Raw genomic sequence first — 20,866 nt, 5'->3', positions numbered from 1 at the left:
CCGATCCGATCACCGGCGTCGGAGCCCCTCCAGGACCGCCGCCCGGACGGGGTGGTCGTCGGGGTACCGTTTGGCGATCCGGCGCCAGGCGTTGCGGCCCGCGATCGGCGCCGCGTGCACGGATTCGGTGATGGCGAGGGCGTCCGCGGCGTCCAGAGACGACACGTCGGCGATCGACCCTTCGAGTTCGTCCGACATCGCGATGCGGGTGGTGATGACGCGGCCCGCGAGGCGGTCGTTCTCCGTGGGGGACAGTGGGATCAGCAGATCGGGTGTCGTTCCGCCGTCCAGAACGCGGACACGGACGAGATCGGCGGCGGCAGGCAGATCGCCGGAAGCGGATACGGTGATCCGCGTTCCGGAACTGCTGCCGGGCGCCCTGATGTACTCGAGTCCGGACGCGGCGTCGGTCACCTTCTGGATCGGTGCCGCGGTGCTGGACGCGGCGGCGCGGATCGTGGTCGTCCACGCCGGGATTCGGGTCCGGCGGGCGTCGAGCGCGATCGGCGGATTCGGGTCCGCGGCCCACCGCCGTGTCAGTCGTTCGGCGATCCGGAGACCGGCCGCCTTCGCCTCGTCGTCCAGTTCGTCGTCGGTGTCGACATCCTCGACGGCGGTCAGCAGCCGGTCCAGCGGTGCTGTGCCGCGCCGCCGTCGCGGAGGGGCCGCGCGCCACGTCCGCACTGCTCGATTCGCCCGAGGCCGATGTGCTGGCATGGCAGTCGCGTGCGGTCTGGCACCGGCGGATCGATCGCCGCGACGATCGGCGGCGCCCTCGTAATGATCGCCGTCAATTGCATTCCCAAGGGGAGTGACGAACTCGCTTTCGGTGCCTACGACAGCAAAGAAGTGCAATGCCGCCCGGGATCAACTGATCCCGGGATCCTCGCACCCGGGCCTCGCCTGGTCGATCTCCCACTGCTTCAGTCCGAATGCGCCGATGCAGTTCAACGATCGCTGGCTCGAGTCCGGCCGGTGGTACTTCTTCCTGGCGTGAGGTGACCGCCGATTACGTCGAGCCACCTTCCCCGGCCGGTACGAGGAAGGTGGCTCGACGTTGACGGCCTATACGCGACCGGCCGGACGGCTGCGCCAGCCGCACGGTCGGGTCGACGGATAATCCGTTGCACGCCCGCGGTGCGTGCGTCGGGCTGCCTGGGCTGTCACAGTGGGAAGATGCGGGCATGGCGGGTCAAGGAGCCGGGGCCGGTGGATGGGGCGCCGGTGGTGATGGAGGCCGTGGGTGTGCCGGAGGCGGGGGACGGGGAGTTGCTGGTGCGGGTGCTGGCTTGTGGGGTGTGCCGGACGGATCTGCACGTGGTGGAGGGGGATCTGGCGGTGCATCGGCCGGGGGTGGTGCCCGGTCACGAGATCGTGGGTGAGGTGGTCGAGGGGGCGGCGGGGTTCACGGTGGGGGAGCGGGTGGGGATTCCGTGGTTGCGGTACACGTGCGGGGAGTGTCGGTACTGTCGGCGGGGCGCCGAGAATCTGTGTCCGAATTCGCGGTACACCGGGTGGGACGCCGACGGTGGATACGCCGAATATGCCACGGTGTCAGCTGATTTCGCGCTGCGGTTGCCGCCGGGTTACGGCGATGAAGAGGTGGCGCCCCTGTTGTGCGCGGGGATCATCGGGTATCACGCGCTGCTGCGGGCCGATCTGCCAGAGAAGGGGGTACTGGGGATCTACGGTTTCGGCGGTAGTGCGCATCTCACCGCGCAGGTGGCGCTGGCGCGGGGCGCACGGGTGCACGTGATGACCAGGGGCGCCGCGGCTCGTGAACTGGCGACGGCGCTCGGAGCGCATTCGGTGCAGGGGGCGTCGGACCCGCCGCCCGAACCGCTGGACTCGGCGATCCTCTTCGCACCCGTGGGGGAACTGGTGTTGCCGGCGCTGGAGGCGCTGGACGCGGGCGGCACCCTCGCCCTGGCGGGCATCCACCTGACGGACATCCCGCCGTTGAACTATCAGCGACATCTGTTCCGCGAGAGGCAGATTCACAGCGTCACCTCGAATACGCGGCGGCAGGCCGCCGAGTTCCTGGCGTTCGCCCAGGGGCATCGGCTGCACGTTTCGACCCACGCCTATTCCCTGGACCGCGCCGATCAGGCGCTGCGCGACCTCGCGCACGGGAGGTTCGACGGGGCCGCGGTGCTGGTGCCGTAGCTCGCGGAGGACAACGCGAAAATGCCCGGTGCACAATCGATGTGCACTGGGCACTCGCACTCTAGAGGTGCTGCGTCCGCCCGACCGTCACCAGCTCCGGCCCGGTCCTACGACTGCCCTACCACCACCGCCTGGGGCTCGGCGTCGGCCGCATCCGGCTCCGCCGCACTCTTGCGCGGCAGCAGCGCCGCGACCACCACGGTCCCCACCGCCAGGATGACGGCGGCGATCCCGCTGGCGCTGGAAACCGCACCGGCGAAAGCGGTTTCGGCGGCCGCGACCAGTTGGGCGGCGGCATCGGGCATGCCCGCGGCGCTGACCCGTTCGGCGACCATGAGGGCGCCGCCAATGGAGTCCTGCGCCGCGTCGGCGGCCTCGGCGGGGAGCCTGCCGGACACCTGCGGGGCCAGCTCGGAGCTGTAGGCGCTCGACAGCAGGGAGCCGAGGATGGCGATGCCGAGCGTGCCGCCCAGCTCCAGCGAGGTGTCGTTGACGGCGCCGCCGACGCCGAGCAGCCGCTCGGGGAACGCGTCCATGATGGCGTCGGTGGCGGGGGCGACGCTGAGTCCGATGGCCAGGCCGAGCAGGATCAGCGGCCCGAGGAACGTCGAGTAGCCCGACGCGGCGTCCACCGCGATCAGCCACGCCAGCGAACCGGTGCCCAGCGTCATCCCGGTCACGACCGTGGCCCGCAGGCCGAGTTTCGGCGCCACCACACCGGTGATCGCGGCGCCCGCGAACACCGCGCCCGCCAGCGGCAGCAGCCGGATGCCGGTCTCGAGCGCGTTGTAGCCGAGCACGAACTGCAGGTGCTGCGCCATGAAGAAGATCGAGCCGAAGGCGGCCAGGAAGAACAGCAGCACCGCCAGATTCGCGCCCGCGAAGCCCCGGTCGCGGAACTTGCGGATGTCGAGCATCGGATTCGGGTGCCGCAGCTCCCACGCGACGAACCCGGCCAGCGCGACCGCCGAGACGACGCCCGCGACGACCGCCGACAGGTGCCAGCCGTTGCGCGGCCCCTCGATGATCATGAACACCAGCGCCGCGACCGCGATCACCGACAGTGCCCCACCGACGAGGTCCAGCTGCCCGGCCGACTGCGCCCGCGACGGCGGCACCAGCGCCACGGCCGCCACGATGGCGGCGAGCGCGATCGGCACGTTGATCAGGAAGGTCGACGCCCAGCCGTTGCCCTCCAGCAGCGCGCCGGCCAGCAGCGGGCCCGCGGCGATGGCCAAGCCCGAGGTGGCGGTCCAGAGGGTGATCGCCAGCGCGCGCTCGCGCTTCGGGAATGTCGCCACCAGTAGCGACAGCGTCGCGGGCATGATCATCGCGGCGGCCACGCCCATCACCGCCCTGGCGACGATCACGCCGGTGACGCCGTCGACGGTCGAGCCGAGCACCGCGCCCGCCGCGAAGATCGCCAGGCCGCCCAGCAGCATGCCGCGCCGGCTGTACTTGTCGCCGATCGCGCCCATGAGCAGCATCAGCGCGGCGTACGGGATGGTGTAGGCATCGATGATCCATTGCAGATCGTTGCTGGTCAGCCCGAGATCCATGGTCATATCCGGGGCGGCCACGATCAGCGACGTGTTGGCCATCACCACGATGAGCAGGCTCAGGCACAGCACCGCGAGCGCGGCCCAGCGCCGGCCGTAGGCCCGGTCGAGCTGCGCGACCGGTGTCGTGACTATCAGGGACATCCGAGTTCCTCCATCGTTTATGCACACCGGTGTGAAATTGCTCAGTTATGTGCAATTTAGGAGATTTGCACTCCGATGTGCAACTATGGCGGCGGAGGAAGTGAAGGGATTCACATGAGCTCGACCGCAACCATGACCGCGCCGGGTGGCGCGCGCGCCCAGGCCAACCGGCGTCGCATCCTCGACGTCGCGGCTACCGAACTCGCCGAGAACCCGTCGGCGAGCATGGAGGACATCGCCGCGGCGGCGGGCGTGGTGCGCCGCACGCTCTACGGGCATTTCCCCAACCGCGACGCGCTGCTGGACGGCATCGTGGACCGCGCCTTCGACGACATCGAGCAGGCGCTGCACGACCCCGAGCCCGGTGAGCCGGTCCGGGTCACCGCGGCGCGGTACACGATCTCGCTGTGGCAGGTCGGGGACAGGTACCGGCTGCTGCTGCGCCTCTCCGAGACCGATCTGAAGCAGCGGATCGAACAGCGTCTCGCGCCGGTCTACGCGGTGTGCCGGGCACTGATCGCCGAGGGCCAGCGGCGCGGCGACTTCGCCGACCACCTACCCCCCGATGTGCTGGCCCGCACCCAGACCGCCTTGATCTTCACCCTTCTCGAAGAGCGCAATAACGAATCCTGGACCGACCCCCAGCCCGCCGTCGTCGTCGCCCGTGCCTCCCTCATCGCCTCGGGCGTACCGCCCGCCGAGGCCGCCGAAATCGCCAGGACGGCAGCGGAATTGGAAGGCTTGCCCGCTTCCTAGCGTGTGGCCCGCTGTGCGCCGTCTCCGCTCGGGTGTTCATCGAGCGAACTTTGTAGGCGACGAGGCAGGACACCCACCGGCTCATCCGGTGATGGGGGAGACGCTGGTCGTCAGCCGACGCGGTGACGTGCGGCTCACGACCGGTGCGGTGCCGGCCGAAGCGCTGACTCATGGCTCCCGGTCGGCGCCGTGCTGGCCGACGCGCTGACTTGCGGCTCCCGACTGGAACGGTCCCGGGTTTCCGACTGGAACGGTCCCGGCAAGCAGGCCGACGAGCGCGCGGCGAGTGCGGCTCGTTTCCCTCGTTTCCGCACCACCCGTAGCTAGACTCCTCGTCAACCGATCTCCGATCGCAAGTGTCCGAACTGCTGTAGCCGGGGCGCGACCGTCAGGAGGATGTGTTGTCGCTGGTAACTCGTGGTATCGCGTGGTTCGGCCTGTATCTTGCGGTGGCGGTGGTGCCACTGGTGTTCGCGGTGGCCGGGGGTGCGCCCGAGGGACGGGGGTTCCTCACCGAATTCTCGGTGGCGCTGGGCTTCGTCGGCATGTCCATGATGGGGCTGCAATTCGCGCTGGTGGCGCGGTTCCAGGCGGTGGCGGCGCCGTTCGGCGAGGACGCGCTGGTGCAGTTCCACCGGCAGGTGTCCTACGTCGCGCTGGCGTTCATCCTGGCGCATCCGGTGCTGTTGCAGGTCGCGGGCACCGACATCGTCGCGCTGCTGAACCTCGCGCAGGCGCCGCCGCGCGCGAGGTTCGCGGTGGCGTCCACGGTGCTGTTGCTGATCGTGATCGGCACGTCGATCTGGCGCAAGCGGCTGCGGTTGCGATACGAGACCTGGCAGGTCCTGCACGGCGGGCTGTCGGTCCTGGTGGTGGCGTTCGCGCTCGCCCATATGCTGCTCGTCGGCTACTACCTCGACGACCTGTGGAAGAAGCTGCTGTGGGTCGCGATGACGGTGGCGCTGGTCGGTCTGCTGGCGTGGGTGCGGGTGGTGAAACCGATCGTGCTGCGGTTGCGGTGCCCGTGGGAGGTCGCCGAGGTCACCGCCGAGCGCGGCGACGCGCACACGCTCACCCTGAAACCCGTGGGCCACGGGGGATTCCGGTTCCAGCCGGGACAGTTCGGCTGGCTGGTCGTGGACCGCTCGCCGTTCTCGGTCACCGCGCACCCGTTCTCGTTCTCCTCCAGCGCCGAACGCCGTGACGCGGTGCAGATGACGATCAAATCGCTCGGTGACTTCACCTCCACGGTCGGCGAAATCGCGCCGGGCACACGCGCTTTCGTGGACGGGCCGCACGGTGTCTTCAGCCCCGACCGCAACGAAGGGGCGGGGTTCGTGTTGATCGCCGGCGGCGTCGGCATCACCCCGATGACCAGCATTCTGCGCACCATGGCCGATCGGGGCGACCGCAGGCCTTGCCTCCTGTTCTACGCGAACCGCTCACCGGCCGACGCCACCCTGGACGACGAGATCCGCGCTCTCGAAGAGCGCGTGGACGTCACGGTCGTCCGCGTCCTGGAGCACCCGCCCGAAGGCTGGACGGGCGAACGCGGATTCCTCGACCGCGCCATGCTGGCCCGGCACCTGCCGCCCGGCAGCGAGCGGATGCAGTACTTCCTCTGCGGGCCGGGGCCGATGGTGACCGCCGTGGAAGACGCGCTCGCCGCCCTCGGCATCCCGGCCGAACGGGTGCACACCGAACGCTTCGACTTCGTCTGAAACGGGGTAATCATGCGCCACACCTACACAACCCGCGCCGTGTACGCCATCGCGGTGATCCTGCTCGCCGCATCGGCGTGGTTCGCGCTGGCGGTGAACTGACACCATCATCTCCATGGACCTGCCACCGCCGATCTCCCTCGGAACACCGGACTCGTTCGCCCGTAGCGTGTTCCACGAACGCCACCCGAAGCTGATCGAGCAGGTGATCGGCGCCCACCCGTACGGGGCGGCGCAGCGGGCGGCGTTGCGTGAGCTGCTCGCGGAATCGACCGGCGGCGTGATCGAACGGATTCCGGGGAATCCGGCCGACGCGGCGCGATGGGAGGAGTGGGGCCGGGGAATGTGGGGGCGGCCGTGGAGCGAGGCATCGTTCCTGTGGGGCGAGAGTTATTTCTACCGGCGGATTCTGGCGGCGGTAGAGTACGACCGTCCTGGAATCTGGTGCGGGGTGGATCCGTTCGCGCCCACCAAGAGGGCCGAACTGTGCGGGGGCGAGGTCGAGGCGGAGCTGTCCGCGCTCGGGGAGTTCCCCGACACCGAGGAGACGCGCACCGCGCTACTGATGTCGGCGCTGTGGGGCAATCAGGCCGACCTCAGCTTCCAACTGGTCACCGCCGCGGCCACCCGCGCACCGCTGCTGGTGGACGACAGCGCTGTGCTCTGGGATACGTTGCCGCACAACGGAAATGCCGCAGTCGCGGTCATCGCCGATAATGCCGGGCGAGAACTGCTGCCGGACCTGGTGCTGATCGACCACCTCCTCAACACCAGCCGCGCGCAGCGGGTTTCGCTGTATCTCAAACCCGCGCCCTACTACGTCTCCGATGCGACAATGGCCGACCTGCTGGCCACGCTCCGTGTGATGATCGACAGCCGCTTCGAGGGTGCGGCGGCGATCGGGCGGCGGCTCCGCGACGCGATGGTCGACGGGCAGCTGGAACTCCGCACACACGAATTCTTCTGCGCCCCCTTGGATTACCGCGATCTGCCCGAAGATCTCGCGACGGAGTTGGCGCGCTCCACTCTCACCATCCTCAAGGGCGACCTGAACTACCGGCGTCTACTGGGCGACCGGAACTGGCCACCCACCACCGTGTTCGGCGACCTCGTGGCGTACTTCCCCACTCCCGTCGCCGCCCTGCGCACCCTGAAATCCGATGTGATCGCGGGACTCACCGCGGAGTGCGTCCGCGAACTGGACGCCACCGGACGACCCTGGCGCACGACGGGTGAGTACGCGGTGATCCAAGTCGCCCGGTAGGCGGTCAGCCTTGTCCGCCTGCGGTTTCGGCGAAGATGCCGAGCAAGGTGCCCCACCCGCCGGGTTCGGCGGAGACGCGGTCGTGCATGGCGCGGCCGTCGACGAGCCGGTCGAGGTGGCGGTGTTCGAGCTCGACGGTGGTGCGGTCGGCGCCGTCGGCGGTGAAGCGCACCTCGACCTCACTGGCGCGCTCGGGATCTGGGTCGTAGCGCCACTGTCCGTTGATCTGCCAGGTGACAACCAGCCGGTGCGGCGGCTCCCACACCAGGACGCGCCCCCAGTCGCATTCGCTGCCGTCGACACCGCGCTCGTACCAGCGCCCGCCGTCGCGCGGTTCGAGGATCGCCTCAGCGACCTCGGCGGCACCGATGTGGTAGTCCGATGGCCACCAGGAGCCGAACGATTCGGTGAAGAAGGCGAAGGCCTTCTCGGGGGGCAGCGCGACGCCGGTGCTGCGGCGCAAGACGGGCACGGTCATGACGGTTCCTTCCGCTCGGAATCGGTTTCGGCGGCTTTCTGGAAACTGCTCAGCGCGTGGTCCCACAGCTGCTGGAAGTACGCCTGGAACGCGGCGAGCCCGTCCGGATTCACCCGGTAGATGCGCCGGGTGCCCTGCGGTGTCGCGATCACGAGCCCGCCCTCCTTGAGCACCCGAAGGTGCTGAGACACCGCCTGCCGGGTGATCGGCAGCGCCTCGGCCAGGTCGCCGACCGAGGACGGTGTGCGGGCGAGTCGTTCGAAGATCACCTTCCGCGTCGGATCGCCGAGGAGGGTCAGATCTACATCTTCGAAAGCCGTCACGTACGTAAGCGTGCGCTTTCATTTACCGGGTGTCAAGGGTGGTGCGACGTCCCGGCCCTCTGTGGGCCGGGGCGTCCGGCAGTGAGCGCAGAGACCGAGGCCGTCACGGTCGTGGCGCGATGCCCCGGGTCATCGAGACCGGGGCGCCGCTATCGACCTCGGAACTACGCGGGGGTGCCGAAATTCTGCGTTCACCAAGGTCCGCCGGAACCGAGGCGGACTCCGACGCCGAGTCATCAGCCGGTAGAAGGCGGTGCGCAGGGCGTCGGCTCCGGTACCCGGGAGCGAGGTGGTGAGTCGTGCGACTTGGGCGAGCGCGTCCCGATCGCAGGTCGCGATGCCCCGCGAAATCTATTCGGGTAGTGCGGTTTCCGTGTCCAGCATGGGGGCGATGCGGCTGAGCAGGTCGATGGCCGTGCCCCCCGGCCACCTCCTCGCGCGGGAATGAGGCAAGCATGGTGGGAATGCCGTGCGCGGCGGCGTATCCGGTGACCGATCCGTGGTCGCCAGTGACCAGATCGGACGCGAGAATCGTTTGCTGCCAGCCTCTTTCCGGCGGAATGAGGCGGAGGCCGGCGCGCAGGGCGTCGGTGAACCAGGCGCGCATCTGCAGCGGTCCGTGCGCGAACCACGCGTTGGGGTGGGCGATCGCGGCGACGACGTGCTCGTCCAGGTCGAGCTGGCTGATCAGATCATCGATCAGGTCGGGGTGCCTGCCGAGCGGTGAGCCTGCGCCCCAGGTGGACGACAGTGTGACCACCGTGGTGCCGGGTGGTGCGCCGAGTACCGCGCGATACCGTTCGCGCAGTTCACGACTGGCGAACAGGCGGTCGTAGCACGGGTCGCCCGCGACGACGGCATTCGTGAGGGCTTCGGGCGCGAGGCGCGCGAGACGGACGCGGTCGTATTCGTGGGCGAGGACGACCGCGTCGGGAACGGAACCGTCCTCGTGAACCAGCCAGCCCCGCGCCAAGCCGTAGCACGATTCCGTGCGACAAACCGCCAAAGGTGCTTGTATTCTGTGCAATTCACCGCTGTGATGTACCGATATCGCCAGATCGAATTCGCGCCGCAAGGCATCGGCACAGGGAATGGTGATCGCCCCGTCGTCCGCGAGGCAGCGTTCGACGTCGCCGGTGACGTGGGAGACGGACCCGTTCGGGGTGATTCGTTCCGAAGAGGAGCGCACCTTAGTTCGCTCCTGTGACCGACGGCCCGACCACCGTAGCCCGGCGGTGGGCGGGCGCGTCGGCACGGGGTCAGCGGCGTCCGGGTTGCGGGTTGAAGCAGCCGATCACGAAACAGCCGGCGGGCCAGTCCGCGAACGGGGGCGGGAGGGGTTTGCCGAGGCAGGCGAGGGGATCGCAGCCCGGGTAGGCGTACGGGCCGAGGCCGAAGGCGGCGAGGGTGGCGTCCAGGTTGGTCATCATCGGGTCGGTGACGCTGACGTCGGTGGGCTCGATGAACGGCGGCAGGGTGGGCAGGCGGGGTACGCGGAAGGCGCCGGTGACGGTCTCCATCACGCGGTAGGCGAAGGCGGTGTCGGTGCCCGGTGTGGTGATCCCGGTCCAGCTCACCAGCAGGTCCAGGCTCGGCGCGATGTAGTTGTCCTGGCGCATCATGCCGCTCATCTTCAGCGCGTCGGCGGGCAGGCCGGGGAATTCCTGTTCGCAGATCGGACCGTTCACCACGAACAGATAGCCGTAGCAGGGCATCGCCGCCGACGGGCGCGCGGTGTCGGCGAGATAGCCGGCGGAGAGTACGCGCGTCTCGTTCCACATGCCCCGATTCGCCACGAGCAGGCCGAGTTTGGCGAAATCGTCGGGCGCCATGATGAGATGCGCGTGGCCGTAGGTGTTTCCGCTGCGGTCGCGCGCCCAGTGGTAGTCGGTGGGTCGAATGCCCAACGGGTCGAACAGCTTCCGCTGGGCGTAGGACTGGAAGTCCTCGCCGACCGCCTGCTGCACGACGTACGCGAGTAGGTCGACCACGCGCTGGCTGTACTTCCACACCGTGCCCTGCGGCGCTTCGAACGGAATGGCCAGAGCCTGCGCGACGATATTCGAGTCCAGGTGTGCGATGCCGGAAAAGCCTTCGGAGACAACGGCTACTCGCAGCCCGGACGATTCGGTGAGCAGGTTGCGCACCAGAAGCGCGCGATGCTCGGCGTCACCGAGGCCGGGCGGCAGGTAGGCGTCGATGGGGGCGTCCAGATCCAGCAGGCCCTCGTCCACCGCGAGCCCCGCGACGAGCGCCACCACGGGCTTTGTCGCGCTCCATAGGTTCCACGGCAGCCCGCCGGTCGCGGCGTTGCGCGGGCCGGTGACGATCAGGCAGTTGTTGCGGAAGATCTTGACGTTCAGCCGGGTCGGCGCGTCGATGATCGCGCGCACCGGGGCGAGGGCGGCGGAGTCGAGGCCGACCTCCTCGGGTGTGGCGGTCTGGAAGTCGCGGCCCATGGGCAGTGCGCACCGGCGCAACTCCGCGGGCGCGGCGCTCACAGTGCCGGGGAAACTACCGGCTGTCGTCGCCACGAGAAGTGTGATAGCCAGAGCCGCAAGGATTTTCGTGAACCGCCGCACCGTCTGTCCTCCGTCTCCCTCGACCCGGTTGTGAGATCGGAAGAGGCGGGTGCGCGTTACCGGAAACGGCCTCCCACCTGCGCCCCGACTTCCCTTGCCGGAGAGTTCATGGGCGCCCGGTAGTGGCGCGTCACAGTGGCCAGGCAGCCGGCCGCGACGACCGCCAGGCCCACGTACATGATCGGGTAGCCGAGCCCCGTGCTGCGGTGCAGGAACGACAGTGCCGCGGGGATGCCGAAACCCAGGTAGCTCACCGAGTAGAAGACCGCGGTGAGGCCGGCGAGGTCGTCGGGGCGGGCGAGGCGCTCGATCTCCTGCAATCCCGCGACGAGCCCGATGCCGTAGCCCGCGCCGAGCACCACGGCGGTGAGCACCGTCGTCCACAGGGTGAGCGCCGCCGAGGCCAGGCTCGCGACGAGCATGCCCGCGGTGACCAGGATCAGGCCGACCACGGCGGCCCGCGCGGTGCCGGGCCGGTCGATGCGGCGCGCCACCGATTGGATGGCGAATCCGCAGCCGAGGGTGATCACGGTGATCAACGCGGAGAACGCGATCGGCGCGCCGCCCACGTGCGGCAGCATAAGCGTCGGCAGCACGGCGTAGGCGGTGGCCGCGGAGGTGAACAGCCACAGCGCGATGGGGAGCGCGACCAGCAGGAAGCGCCGCTGCCCCGCCGCCGGAATCTTCAGGTCGTCCACCAGTCGTCCCGGATCTGCCTGTGGTGCCACAGTTTCCGGAGCCCGTGCCATCCACGCGGCGGCGGCGACGCACAGGGCGGCGTTGAGCAGGTACGGCAGCGTCTCGGGGAGCGGCCCCCACTGCGCCAGCACACCCGCCACGCCCGCGCCGACCGCGAACCCGCCGGTGAGGCTCATCGCCGACCGGCGTGCCCCGACCCCGGTGCGCGCCGCCGGTCCGAACGGCGGCTGGGCGAGTTCCTTGAGCCAACTGCCGCCCACCGCCATCGCCAACCCCAGCGCGACGCCGCACAGCACCCGGCCCGCGGCCAGCACGGGCACCGCATCCCCGCCGAACGCGAGCAGCAGCGAGCCGGTGGCCGCGATCAGCGGCGCGGGCAGCAGCAGGGGGCGGCGACCGCATCGGTCCGAGAGCGGCCCGCCGATCAGCAGCGCGGGCACGATGCCGAGCACGTAGTAGAACAGCAGCAGGTCCACGGTGGTGAGCCCCAGGCCGTGGCTCTTGTACATCACGAGCAGCGGTGTGAACTCGTTGCCGCCCCACGCGATGGCGAACACGGCGGCGGCCACGCCCCACCAGGCGCGCGGCGCGGTGCCGGAGCGCGCGGGCGGCGTGGCGGTGGTGGTGAGCGTGGCCATCACAGCCCTCGCAGCGCGAGCTGGTGCACGCCGGAAAGGTGCTCGACGAGCGCGGTCGCGAAGGCGGCGGTGTCGCCGTCGGCGATCAGAGCGGCCAGGTGCGCGTGCTGGTCGATGATCCGCGGCACGTCGAGCGGGCCGCGGCGCAGCGCGAGGCTGTTCATCCGGCGCTGACGCTCCCGCAGCGAGTCGTAGAAGCCGGTGAGCAGCGGGTTGCCCGCGGCGGCCACGTAGGCGCGGTGGAAGTCGGTGTCGGCGAGCGCGAACGCGTCCAGATCGGTGGCGAGCTCCCGCTGCCGCGCCAGCGACTCGCGCAGCGCCGCGTCGATGCCCGCGCGGTCGGTGACCGCCAGTGCGCGCACGGCCGCCGTCTCGACCACGTACCTGGCGTGCGCGACGTGTTCGGCCTCGTCCGGCGGGATCGGCACCACGAGTGCGCCGCGCTTGGGGTAGAGCCGCATCCAGCCCTCGGTCTCCAGACGCAGGAACGCCTCCCGCACGGGCGTGCGCGAGGTGCCCAGCTCGGCGGCGACCTCGCCCTCGCTGATCAGCTCGCCGCCGGCCAGCGCGCCGGTGAGAATGCGCTCCTTGACCGCGCGATAGGCCTGCTCGGCCGATGAATACGTCTTAGACACAAGTTGCATACTAGTAGCCGGTCCCGAGGACTCGTTGTGGGATCTCCAGGGCGGCGGTCGGCCCGCTGGTGAAATCCCCAGCGATCGCGGATCGCGTTGCCGCAGGACTGAGACCCAGGTCACGATCGAAGCGGAGATTGCGCGACGTATGCGCGACCGCGTCGCGATGCCCCGGCCACGGTGGCCGGTCCCTCGGAAGGCGGATTGCGACGATGACAGTACGGCAGACGTACATGACCTACCGGCAGCTGTACCGGATACCGGTGGCGCTGGCCGGAACACAGGTGGTCCTGCGGATCGGCGCGGTCGGCGCCGTGTCCATGCCGGACCCGCTCGGTTCACTCGTACAGCGGCTGCTCCAGCCCGAACAGGACGCCGGGCCCGTGTACGCCGACCCCGCCGCCGCGCGCTGGGTGTTCCTGACCGACGGCATTCCCGAATGCGAACCGCACGACCGCGCGCGCCTGGCCGACGCGGGCGTGCGGATCGCCGAATGGGGTGACCAGATCGCCCTGCCCCTGCTCAGCGAGGGGCGCAGGATCACCGCCGACGAACGGCACTGGCTCTGGCCGCCCGGCTACGAACTGCCAAGGCCCGCACCGTTTCTCACGGGCGTGCTGGACGCGATCGGCGCCCGGCGCGCGCACGGGCACGACCTGGTGAACTGGACTGTAGCCTGAAGTCCCGCAACAGCGCCTAGTACGCGCGGCAGGCTTCGCGCAGCGCGTCCTTGGTGTCGTTGAACGTGTCGATCGCGGCGTTGAGCGTGTCGACGTCGGCGCGCTGCTCCAGCGTGTCGGCGAGCGCGTTGGTGTCGTCGCGGTAGGCGGTCAGCTTGTCCGACAGATCGCTCGGCAGGTCCCGGGTGATCGCCTCGTCGACCTCCTGCGCGTTCGCGCGCAGCGTCTCGACCGCGGCGTTCGCCTTGGCCTCGACGTCGGGCGCATTGTTATTGCCCGCGTCGATGTAGGCGTTGAAGGTGTCCACCGAACTCTCGTTCGCGGTGCCGAACGTCTCGCAGGCGCTCTCGGCGGCCCGCGCGGCCGCCGCCGCCCGCGACGACGACGCCGCCACCGACGACGAGGTGACCTCCGACGCGTACGCGGCCAGATCGGCCTGATTCACCTCCGGTGTGCCGGTCACCTGCTCGGCACACGCCCCCAGAAAGATCAGTCCCGTAGCGGTGGCGGCCACGGTGGCGGTCAGGCCCGCGCGTTCCAATCGTCGCATGTCTGTTCGCCTTCCCCTCGATACATCGGCGTAAACGGATCGCGCCGGGTCGGCTTCGACGTTACTTCTCCCGGTGTTCCCTGTCGGCTCGGCGTGCCGATATCGATGGCCAACCGATATACGCCCCCCGTGCGCGGCGGGCCGGTCGGGGCCCGCCGCGCGCAGGTCGGCTCAGTTCTGGCCGAGCATCTGGCGCATCGTGGTGATCTCCGCCTCTTGATCGGCGATCACGGTGCGGGCCAGCGCTTGGGCGTCGGGATTGACGCCTTCGGCGAGTTCGGTCTTCGCCATATCGACCGCGCCGAGATGATGCTCGATCATCATCTCCAGCCACATCCGGTCGAACGCGTCTCCGGAGGCGGCCTCGAGCGCGGCCATCTGCTCCGGCGTCATCATGCCCGCCATGCCGTGGTCGCCGTGCGCGCTGGCGTCGGCGGTGGGCGCGGGTTGGCCGAACGCGACCAGCAAGGTGCTGATCTGCGCCATCTCGGGGGCTTGCGCCGCCTCCACGTTCGCGGCCAGATCGCGCAGCGCCGCGTTCTGGGTGCGCGACGGCACCAGTTGCGCCATCTCGACGGCCTGCGCGTGATGCGGGTACATCATCTGGAGGAACATCACGTCGGCGTCGGTGAAATCGGTGCGCGCGGCGGGCGCGGTGGTGGCGGACGCGGTCGTCGCGTGGGTGCCGTGGTCGGCGGTGGTAGTCGATTCGGTGTCGTCGCTACAGCCGGCGGCGAACAGGGCGGCGGCCGCGACGGCGGTGACTGCGACGCGGGTACGGGTGCGGGACATGTCTGTACTCCTGGGGAATTCGTGCGGAAATGGGCAGGCTGCGACCGCGCCGCGTGGCTGTGCCACGGGCGCGGGAGGCCCATCAGATCCGCAGAATCGACAATTCGGCCAGGGATAACACGGTCCACGGTGGCGAGCGCTCCCGCCGCGGCCGCCAATGTCGCGGCCGCGTGACACCCCCGCCCGGCCGGTCCACGGCCAGGCGGTAGAGCACGACGAGGGCCACGGCCAGCGCGAGCATGGTCAGGATGAACACGCACGCGTGCAGCCCGGCGTGGTTGTCGTCGCAGTCCGCGCACCCGGGAGCGGGGGAGAAGGCAGTGGGTGCGCTCGCCGAGCCTGGCTCGCTCACTGGCGGGTCGGTGATGTGGTGGGCGTGCGTGAGCGACGCGTCGGCGGGCACGGTGAGAGCTTCGGCCCAGGTGGCGGCGATCGGGTCGTGAGTGAGTGTGGTGGGGTCGTGCGGGCGGTCGCCGGCCGCAACGTCGTCAGGCAGATACGTCAGTGAGGCGGCGCCTGCCGCAGGTTCGGCGGGAAAGCTCGTGGCGGAGCCGGTGGCCGCCTGGCGAGAGTCGAGAAGAGCGTGGTGAGGGTCGGCCGGGAACGCGGCGGAGGAACGTGCGGCGGTAAGGTCGCCCGCCCCCGGCTGGTGGTGGCCGGCACGCGTCGCGTCGGCCGACCCGTGGCCGGTGACGAGGCCCGTGTGCATCGCGAGGATGCCGGTGATGAGGGCGAGCAGGCCCAGCAGCCGGAGGAGTCCGGATGCGCGCTGCGGGGCGGGCTCGAGGTCCACGGCCGCCAGTGTAGAGGAGTGGGGTGGGTGGTTACCTGTACCCCCTGCTGGTATCGAAAACCGCTAGTGAGGAGCGGCGATGTCGATGACCAGGCGGGTGGGGTTGGTGAGTGTGGTGACCTCGAAGGCGGGGCGCTCGTCGTTCACGCCGATGAAGGACTGGGTGGTGCCCTCGAAGACGAGGGTGCGGTACACGCCCGCGATGAGCGGCGCGCTGGCGTCGGTGGCGGGGTCGGGGCCCTCGTACGGCGTGACGCCGCTGTCGAACGGATACGCCGAGCCGGTGATCCGCACCTCCAGCAACGACTGACCCGCGATGTCGAGCACGGCGCCGCTGCCGTCCTGCACCGCGCGGTCGGTGTAGCCGACCTGCCAGCCCGGCGTCCCGGTGCCGCCGAACTCGTACACCACCCGGTCGAAACCGGAATGGGTGCCGATGCGGATATCGGTGACGGTGAGGGCGGCACCGGGGGAGTGTGCGCCCCGCTTGGGCTGCGCGTCGGCGGGCGGTGCGGCGTCCGAGGTGGGCGCGACCGCCGTGGTGCCGGGTTCGGCGGACGATCCGCTGTCGCTGTCGCAGCCCGCGACCAGGGCCGCCACCGCGGCGATCGCCACCAAGAACTTGTTGCGCATGTGGCAGATGCTACTCAGACGCGCGGGGGTTGCGGTGGGATCGCCGGGACTCGGCGTGTGGCGGTGGTGCTGTTATGTGTCCCCACGCGAGTCTAGGACGAGACTCGCTCCGCGAGTGGAAGTTCCCGCATCGGGGTGGTGAAAGTCGTTGCCGGGGAACGCGATGGCTTCGCCGACTGCCGGCGTGGTCGCCAGCGGTATGCCGGAAAGCCGCACGGCGGACGCCTCCGCGTCCGGGGTTCCGGCGGGGTGCGACGCTGCCCCGACGGGTCTCGGACGCGTGCGGGCGGAATTCGAAACGAAGGTTGCGGTTCGCAATCGTGCGCGTCCTGGCGAAACCGTGTTCGCGTCCCACTGTCCGGAACGCCGGTCGTTGGGGCAGCGCATTTTTCGCGTCGGAAGTAATCGCGCGATCCTGTCGAATTCGCTTGCGCCGGTTGACATAACGTGGACTCGCGACGCGGGCACAAGCCATTACGACCCCGATCCCCGGGGTGGTCGCGCCGATCGGGCAACGATCTAGCACACTTGAGTCGTGGACGAGGTCGAGGATGTGCTGGGTCGCCTGCGGCGGTATCCGGATGTGGAGGCGGCGAACCTCTATGCCGTGGACGCCGCCGATCGGCTGATCCTCGACGTGGCCGCCGACACCCTCGCGAGCGCCGGTAGCGGGGAGGTTGCCATTATCGGCGACAGCTACGGCGCGCTCACGCTCGGCGCCATCGCCGCGCACGACCTGCGCGACGTGCGCGTGCACCAGGATCTGCTGACCGGCGAACTCGCGCTCGCGAACAACGCCAAAGCCGCCGGGCGCACCGACCGCTACACCGCCCATCCGCTCGGCCCCGGCCTGCTCACCGGCGCGACCGTGGTGCTGATGCGCCTGCCGCGCGCGCTGTCGGGGCTCGCCGAGATCGCCGACGCCATCGCCCGTTACGCCGCGCCCGGGGTGCGCATCATCGCGGGTGGGCGTGACAAGCATCTCACCAAGTCCATGAACGACGTGCTGGGCGAATACTTTTCGGAGGTCCGCGCGAGCCTGGGCAGGCAGAAGTCCCGCGCGCTGTTCGTCTCGGGTCCGAAAACCGTTGGGGAGCCGCCCTTTCCGGTGTACGAGCGAATCGGGGAGCTGGACATCGAGGTGGTTGCGCACGGGGCCGCGTTCTCCGGCGCCAAGCTCGACATCGGCACCCGCTTCCTGCTCGAACACCTCAAGCTGATGAAGCCCGACGCGCGCGAGGCCATCGATCTCGGCTGCGGCACCGGCATCCTGGCGGTGGCGCTGGCCAAGGCCCGGCCCGCGCTGCGGGTCACCGGCACCGACCAGTCCGCCGCCGCGGTCGCCTCGGCGCGCGCCACCGTCGCGGCCAACGGCCTGGCCGACCGGGTGGCGGTCGTGCGCGACGACGCCATGTCCTCGGCCGCCGACAACAGCGCCGACCTGGTGCTGTGCAATCCGCCGTTCCACGTCGGGGCGGCCGTGCACACCGGCTCGGCCATCAAGATGTTCGCCGAGACCGGCCGGGTGCTGCGTCCCGGCGGCGAACTCTGGACTGTGTACAACACCCATCTGGACTATCGTGGCGTTGTGGAGCGGATGGTCGGGCGGACCGATGTGGTCGGCCGGAACCGGAAGTTCACCGTGACACGGTCGGTGCGTGGTCTGCACGACGTCCGGCAGCGGTAGAGTCCGAATTGTCCGCCTCGCCCGACGTGACGGGAACTCGGTACGGGTGCCCGTACGTTGGAGAAGGCAGTTGGATATCGGGCACTGCCCCGACAGACAGCGGCAACGACTCCAGAAAGGCACTGACGGTGCGCACGACAAGCAATCCGGTTTTTCGAAACCTCCCTCGGCAGGAGGGCGGCGGCTACGCCAACTTCGGGTCGGGCGTAGCGGGTGCCGGCCAGATGGGGCACCAGTACGGCCAGCAGCAGTACGGTGAGTACCCCGCCGGGTACGGCCAGCCGTACCAGCAGGCCCCCGCCACCCGCTCGATGACCATCGACGACGTGGTGACCAAGACCGGCATCACCCTGGGTGTCCTGGCCGTCAGCGCGATCATCGCCTACGCCCTCACCTCGATGAACACCGGTCTCGCGCCGCTGTTCGTGATCGTCGGCGGCCTCACCGGCCTGGTGCTGGTGCTGATCGCCAGCTTCGCCAACAAAATGGACAACCCGGCCCTCGTGCTGGGATACGCGGTGGCCGAGGGCTTGTTCCTCGGAGCGCTGTCGTTCATGTTCACCGACATCTCCTTCGGCGGCGTCGGCGGCAGCGGTCTGATCGCGCAGGCGGTGCTCGGCACGTTCGGCGTGTTCGCGGGCATGCTCGTGGTCTACAAGACCGGCGCCATCCGCGTCACCCCGCGCTTCACCCGCATGATCATCGGCGCCACCATCGGCGTCGTGGTGCTCATGCTGGGCAACTTGGTCGCGAGCTTCTTCATGGACGGCGGCTTCGGCTTGCGGGACGGCGGCCCGATCGCCATCATCTTCAGCCTGGTCTGCATCGCGATCGCCGCGTTCAGCTTCCTGCTCGACTTCGACGCCGCCGATCAGCTGATCCGCGCGCAGGCGCCGGAGAAGGCGGCCTGGGGCGTGGCGCTGGGCCTGACCGTCACGCTGGTCTGGCTCTACATCGAGATCCTGCGCCTGCTGACCTACTTCCAGAGCGACTAGCCGACCGCGGGTCACGCCCGCTACCGGCACAGGGCGGCCACCGGAATTCCGGTGGCCGCCCTTCGTTCGTCCGGACCTTCAGCCGAGGTCCTTCAACACGTCGGTGGCGACGTGGTCGTCGCCGCAATCCGGGGCCAGCACCGCGACGCCCGACGAATTGTCGGTGCGCAGGGCGAGGATGTCGCGGTACGCGGGCGAGTCGTACCAGCCCTCCGCGGCGGCCATATCGGGGAACTGGATCACCACCACGTTGCCGTCGGCGGGCCCCTCCTTCACCACCTGGCCCGCGCCGTGCACCAGGAACTTCCCGCCGAACGGCGCGAGCGTGGCGTCGATCCGCTCGAGGTACTCGACGATTCCGGGTCCGAGATCGACGTTGTGCAGATGCGCGACGGCGTAGGCGGGCATCGTGGCCTCCTGGGCGATGGGGTTGCTTGTCGCCCTTCATACTTCCGCGCGACGAGGCCGGAGTCGATTACCCGCGAGGTAAAGCGGAAGGGCGGCCACCGCGACCGGTGACCGCCCTTCGGCTCGGGGGTGCGCTCAGCTCAGGCGCTCGAGCACCATCGCCATGCCCTGGCCGCCGCCGACGCACATGGTCTCCACACCGAACTGCTTGTCGTAGGTCTGGAGGTTGTTCAGCAGCGTCGCGGTGATGCGGGCGCCGGTCATGCCGAACGGGTGGCCCAGCGCGATCGCGCCGCCGGACACGTTCAGCTTGTCCTCGTCGATGCCCAGCGCGCGCGCCGAGCCGAGCACCTGCACGGCGAACGCCTCGTTGATCTCGAACAGGTCGATATCGCCGACGGTCTTGCCCGCCAGCGCCAGCGCCTTCTTGACCGCCTCGATCGGGCCAAGGCCCATGATCTCGGGCGACAGGCCCGAGACGCCGGTGGACACGATGCGCGCCAGCGGGGTCAGGCCCAGCTCCTTGGCACGCACGTCGCTCATGATGACCAGCGCGGCCGCGCCGTCGTTGAGCGGGCAAGCGTTGCCTGCGGTGACCGTGCCGTCGGGGCGGAAGACCGGCTTGAGCTGCGAGATCTTCTCGTAGGTGGTGCCGGGGCGCGGGCCGTCGTCGGTGGAGACGACGGTGCCGTCGGGCAGCGTCACCGGAGTGATCTCACGCTCGAAGAAGCCGGACTTGATGGCCTCCTCGGCGCGGTTCTGCGAGCGCACGCCCCAGTGGTCCTGGTCCTCGCGGGAGATGCCGGTGAACTGGGCGACGTTCTCGGCGGTCTGGCCCATCGCGATGTAGACGTCGGGCAGCTCGCCCGCCTCGCGCGGGTCGGCCCAGCCGTCGGAGCCGCCCTCGGCGCGCTTGGCGGTGCGGGCCTCGGCCTCGGCGAACTGCTCGTTGTGGGTGTCGGGCCAGCCGTCGGAGGTGCCCTTCGGGAAGCGCGACACGGTCTCGACGCCGGCCGAGATGAACACGTGGCCCTCGCCGGCCTTGATCGCGTGCAGCGCCATGCGGGTGGTCTGCAGCGACGAGGAACAGTAGCGGTTCAGCGTGACGCCGGGCAGGAAGTCGTAGCCGAGCTGGGTGGCCACCACCTTGGCCATGTTGAAGCCGGCTTCACCGCCGGGCTGGCCGCAGCCCAGCATCAGATCGTCGATCTGGGTGGGATCCAGCGCGGGCACCTTGTCCAGGGCGGCGCGGACCATCTGGGTGGCGAGGTCGTCCGGCCGCATGCTCACCAGGGAACCCTTGCCTGCGCGGCCGATGGGAGAGCGGGCGGTCGAAACGATAACTGCCTCTGGCATGAGGGCT

The 20,866-nt window shown here is 69.8% G+C and carries 21 protein-coding genes; 7 read left to right on the top strand and 14 right to left on the bottom strand.

Annotated features, from left to right (window positions below; translation table 11 throughout):
• Positions 1 to 9: 9 nt before the first annotated feature.
• The gene (locus DFR74_RS12350; RefSeq protein ID WP_067508195.1) at positions 10 to 684 is read right to left on the bottom strand and encodes a hypothetical protein; all 675 of its coding nucleotides are present in this window, start codon (positions 682 to 684) and stop codon (positions 10 to 12) included.
• A 492-nt stretch (positions 685 to 1,176) separates the two neighbouring features.
• Here DFR74_RS12350 and DFR74_RS12345 point away from each other — a divergent pair, with 492 nt between their 5' ends.
• Positions 1,177 to 2,166, top strand: a complete 990-nt coding sequence (locus tag DFR74_RS12345) for a zinc-binding alcohol dehydrogenase family protein (protein ID WP_067508196.1) — start codon at positions 1,177 to 1,179, stop codon at positions 2,164 to 2,166.
• 107 nt (positions 2,167 to 2,273) lie between these two features.
• On the opposite strand, the gene DFR74_RS12340 is transcribed toward DFR74_RS12345, so the two are convergent.
• Positions 2,274 to 3,869 carry an MFS transporter gene (locus DFR74_RS12340; RefSeq protein WP_067508198.1) on the bottom strand — a complete coding sequence of 532 codons (1,596 nt, stop codon included), beginning with the start codon at positions 3,867 to 3,869 and terminating at the stop codon, positions 2,274 to 2,276.
• 114 nt (positions 3,870 to 3,983) lie between these two features.
• Here DFR74_RS12340 and DFR74_RS12335 point away from each other — a divergent pair, with 114 nt between their 5' ends.
• From DFR74_RS12335 to DFR74_RS12325, 3 genes are all read left to right on the top strand, one after another.
• Positions 3,984 to 4,625 carry a TetR/AcrR family transcriptional regulator gene (locus DFR74_RS12335; protein WP_170160740.1) on the top strand — a complete coding sequence of 214 codons (642 nt, stop codon included), beginning with the start codon at positions 3,984 to 3,986 and terminating at the stop codon, positions 4,623 to 4,625.
• Between the two features lie 401 nt (positions 4,626 to 5,026).
• Entirely contained in the window at positions 5,027 to 6,346 is a 1,320-nt protein-coding gene (locus tag DFR74_RS12330; protein ID WP_147265786.1) for a ferredoxin reductase family protein, read from the top strand.
• A 115-nt stretch (positions 6,347 to 6,461) separates the two neighbouring features.
• Positions 6,462 to 7,610, top strand: coding sequence for a damage-control phosphatase ARMT1 family protein (locus tag DFR74_RS12325; RefSeq protein WP_067508203.1), 1,149 nt, complete (start codon positions 6,462 to 6,464; stop codon positions 7,608 to 7,610).
• Positions 7,611 to 7,614: 4 nt separating this feature from the next.
• On the opposite strand, the gene DFR74_RS12320 is transcribed toward DFR74_RS12325, so the two are convergent.
• The 6 genes from DFR74_RS12320 to DFR74_RS12295 form a co-directional block, all read right to left on the bottom strand.
• Positions 7,615 to 8,088 carry an SRPBCC family protein gene (locus DFR74_RS12320; protein ID WP_067508205.1) on the bottom strand — a complete coding sequence of 158 codons (474 nt, stop codon included), beginning with the start codon at positions 8,086 to 8,088 and terminating at the stop codon, positions 7,615 to 7,617.
• Positions 8,085 to 8,411, bottom strand: a complete 327-nt coding sequence (locus tag DFR74_RS12315) for an ArsR/SmtB family transcription factor (RefSeq protein WP_067508207.1) — start codon at positions 8,409 to 8,411, stop codon at positions 8,085 to 8,087. The genes DFR74_RS12320 and DFR74_RS12315 overlap by 4 nt, the downstream gene beginning before the upstream one ends.
• 103 nt (positions 8,412 to 8,514) lie before the next feature.
• A complete protein-coding gene (locus tag DFR74_RS35330; protein ID WP_147265785.1) occupies positions 8,515 to 9,600 on the bottom strand; it encodes a hypothetical protein in 1,086 nt (361 codons plus the stop codon).
• Positions 9,601 to 9,670: 70 nt separating this feature from the next.
• Positions 9,671 to 10,945: a serine hydrolase domain-containing protein gene (locus DFR74_RS12305; RefSeq protein ID WP_232331719.1), complete on the bottom strand. Its 1,275-nt coding sequence runs from the start codon at positions 10,943 to 10,945 to the stop codon at positions 9,671 to 9,673.
• A 104-nt stretch (positions 10,946 to 11,049) separates the two neighbouring features.
• On the bottom strand, positions 11,050 to 12,330 hold the full coding sequence (locus tag DFR74_RS12300; protein WP_067508213.1) for an MFS transporter: 1,281 nt from the start codon (positions 12,328 to 12,330) through the stop codon (positions 11,050 to 11,052).
• Positions 12,330 to 12,974 carry a GntR family transcriptional regulator gene (locus DFR74_RS12295; protein WP_067508215.1) on the bottom strand — a complete coding sequence of 215 codons (645 nt, stop codon included), beginning with the start codon at positions 12,972 to 12,974 and terminating at the stop codon, positions 12,330 to 12,332. The genes DFR74_RS12300 and DFR74_RS12295 overlap by 1 nt, the downstream gene beginning before the upstream one ends.
• 203 nt (positions 12,975 to 13,177) lie before the next feature.
• Here DFR74_RS12295 and DFR74_RS12290 point away from each other — a divergent pair, with 203 nt between their 5' ends.
• A complete protein-coding gene (locus DFR74_RS12290; protein WP_147265784.1) occupies positions 13,178 to 13,645 on the top strand; it encodes a hypothetical protein in 468 nt (155 codons plus the stop codon).
• A 16-nt stretch (positions 13,646 to 13,661) separates the two neighbouring features.
• On the opposite strand, the gene DFR74_RS12285 is transcribed toward DFR74_RS12290, so the two are convergent.
• From DFR74_RS12285 to DFR74_RS12270, 4 genes are all read right to left on the bottom strand, one after another.
• The gene (locus DFR74_RS12285; RefSeq protein ID WP_067508219.1) at positions 13,662 to 14,195 is read right to left on the bottom strand and encodes a hypothetical protein; all 534 of its coding nucleotides are present in this window, start codon (positions 14,193 to 14,195) and stop codon (positions 13,662 to 13,664) included.
• Positions 14,196 to 14,366: 171 nt separating this feature from the next.
• A complete protein-coding gene (locus DFR74_RS12280) occupies positions 14,367 to 14,987 on the bottom strand; it encodes a DUF305 domain-containing protein (protein ID WP_067508221.1) in 621 nt (206 codons plus the stop codon).
• Between the two features lie 82 nt (positions 14,988 to 15,069).
• Positions 15,070 to 15,780 (bottom strand): DUF6153 family protein, encoded by a 711-nt coding sequence (locus tag DFR74_RS12275; RefSeq protein WP_067508223.1) that lies wholly within the window; start codon positions 15,778 to 15,780, stop codon positions 15,070 to 15,072.
• Positions 15,781 to 15,843: 63 nt separating this feature from the next.
• A complete protein-coding gene (locus DFR74_RS12270; RefSeq protein ID WP_067508224.1) occupies positions 15,844 to 16,413 on the bottom strand; it encodes an AMIN-like domain-containing (lipo)protein in 570 nt (189 codons plus the stop codon).
• A gap of 535 nt (positions 16,414 to 16,948) precedes the next feature.
• On the opposite strand from DFR74_RS12270, the gene DFR74_RS12265 reads away from it, so the two are divergent.
• Positions 16,949 to 18,100, top strand: coding sequence for a class I SAM-dependent methyltransferase (locus tag DFR74_RS12265; RefSeq protein ID WP_067508226.1), 1,152 nt, complete (start codon positions 16,949 to 16,951; stop codon positions 18,098 to 18,100).
• A 128-nt stretch (positions 18,101 to 18,228) separates the two neighbouring features.
• Entirely contained in the window at positions 18,229 to 19,095 is an 867-nt protein-coding gene (locus DFR74_RS12260; protein ID WP_067508227.1) for a Bax inhibitor-1/YccA family protein, read from the top strand.
• Between the two features lie 78 nt (positions 19,096 to 19,173).
• On the opposite strand, the gene DFR74_RS12255 is transcribed toward DFR74_RS12260, so the two are convergent.
• On the bottom strand, positions 19,174 to 19,503 hold the full coding sequence (locus tag DFR74_RS12255) for a DUF1330 domain-containing protein (protein WP_067508229.1): 330 nt from the start codon (positions 19,501 to 19,503) through the stop codon (positions 19,174 to 19,176).
• Between the two features lie 135 nt (positions 19,504 to 19,638).
• Entirely contained in the window at positions 19,639 to 20,859 is a 1,221-nt protein-coding gene (locus DFR74_RS12250; protein ID WP_067508231.1) for an acetyl-CoA C-acetyltransferase, read from the bottom strand.
• Positions 20,860 to 20,866 lie beyond the last annotated feature (7 nt).

This window comes from Nocardia puris (assembly GCF_003315035.1).
GTDB lineage: Bacteria > Actinomycetota > Actinomycetes > Mycobacteriales > Mycobacteriaceae > Nocardia > Nocardia puris.
Note: the sequence above shows the minus strand (reverse complement) of the source record. Positions and strands in the feature narration are given on the sequence as shown.

Bases quoted from the DNA above. Each gene is read 5' to 3' on its own strand.
- DFR74_RS12320 (WP_067508205.1), bottom strand. From the start codon at position 8,088: ATGACCGTGCCCGTCTTGCGCCGCAGCACCGGCGTCGCGCTGCCCCCC.
- DFR74_RS12295 (WP_067508215.1), bottom strand. From the start codon at position 12,974: ATGCAACTTGTGTCTAAGACGTATTCATCGGCCGAGCAGGCCTATCGC.
- DFR74_RS12270 (WP_067508224.1), bottom strand. From the start codon at position 16,413: ATGCGCAACAAGTTCTTGGTGGCGATCGCCGCGGTGGCGGCCCTGGTC.
- DFR74_RS12345 (WP_067508196.1), top strand. From the start codon at position 1,177: ATGCGGGCATGGCGGGTCAAGGAGCCGGGGCCGGTGGATGGGGCGCCG.
- DFR74_RS12250 (WP_067508231.1), bottom strand. From the start codon at position 20,859: ATGCCAGAGGCAGTTATCGTTTCGACCGCCCGCTCTCCCATCGGCCGC.
- DFR74_RS12325 (WP_067508203.1), top strand. From the start codon at position 6,462: ATGGACCTGCCACCGCCGATCTCCCTCGGAACACCGGACTCGTTCGCC.
- DFR74_RS12300 (WP_067508213.1), bottom strand. From the start codon at position 12,330: ATGGCCACGCTCACCACCACCGCCACGCCGCCCGCGCGCTCCGGCACC.
- DFR74_RS12280 (WP_067508221.1), bottom strand. From the start codon at position 14,987: ATGTCCCGCACCCGTACCCGCGTCGCAGTCACCGCCGTCGCGGCCGCC.
- DFR74_RS12290 (WP_147265784.1), top strand. From the start codon at position 13,178: ATGACAGTACGGCAGACGTACATGACCTACCGGCAGCTGTACCGGATA.
- DFR74_RS12335 (WP_170160740.1), top strand. From the start codon at position 3,984: ATGAGCTCGACCGCAACCATGACCGCGCCGGGTGGCGCGCGCGCCCAG.
- DFR74_RS12285 (WP_067508219.1), bottom strand. From the start codon at position 14,195: ATGCGACGATTGGAACGCGCGGGCCTGACCGCCACCGTGGCCGCCACC.
- DFR74_RS12340 (WP_067508198.1), bottom strand. From the start codon at position 3,869: ATGTCCCTGATAGTCACGACACCGGTCGCGCAGCTCGACCGGGCCTAC.
- DFR74_RS12255 (WP_067508229.1), bottom strand. From the start codon at position 19,503: ATGCCCGCCTACGCCGTCGCGCATCTGCACAACGTCGATCTCGGACCC.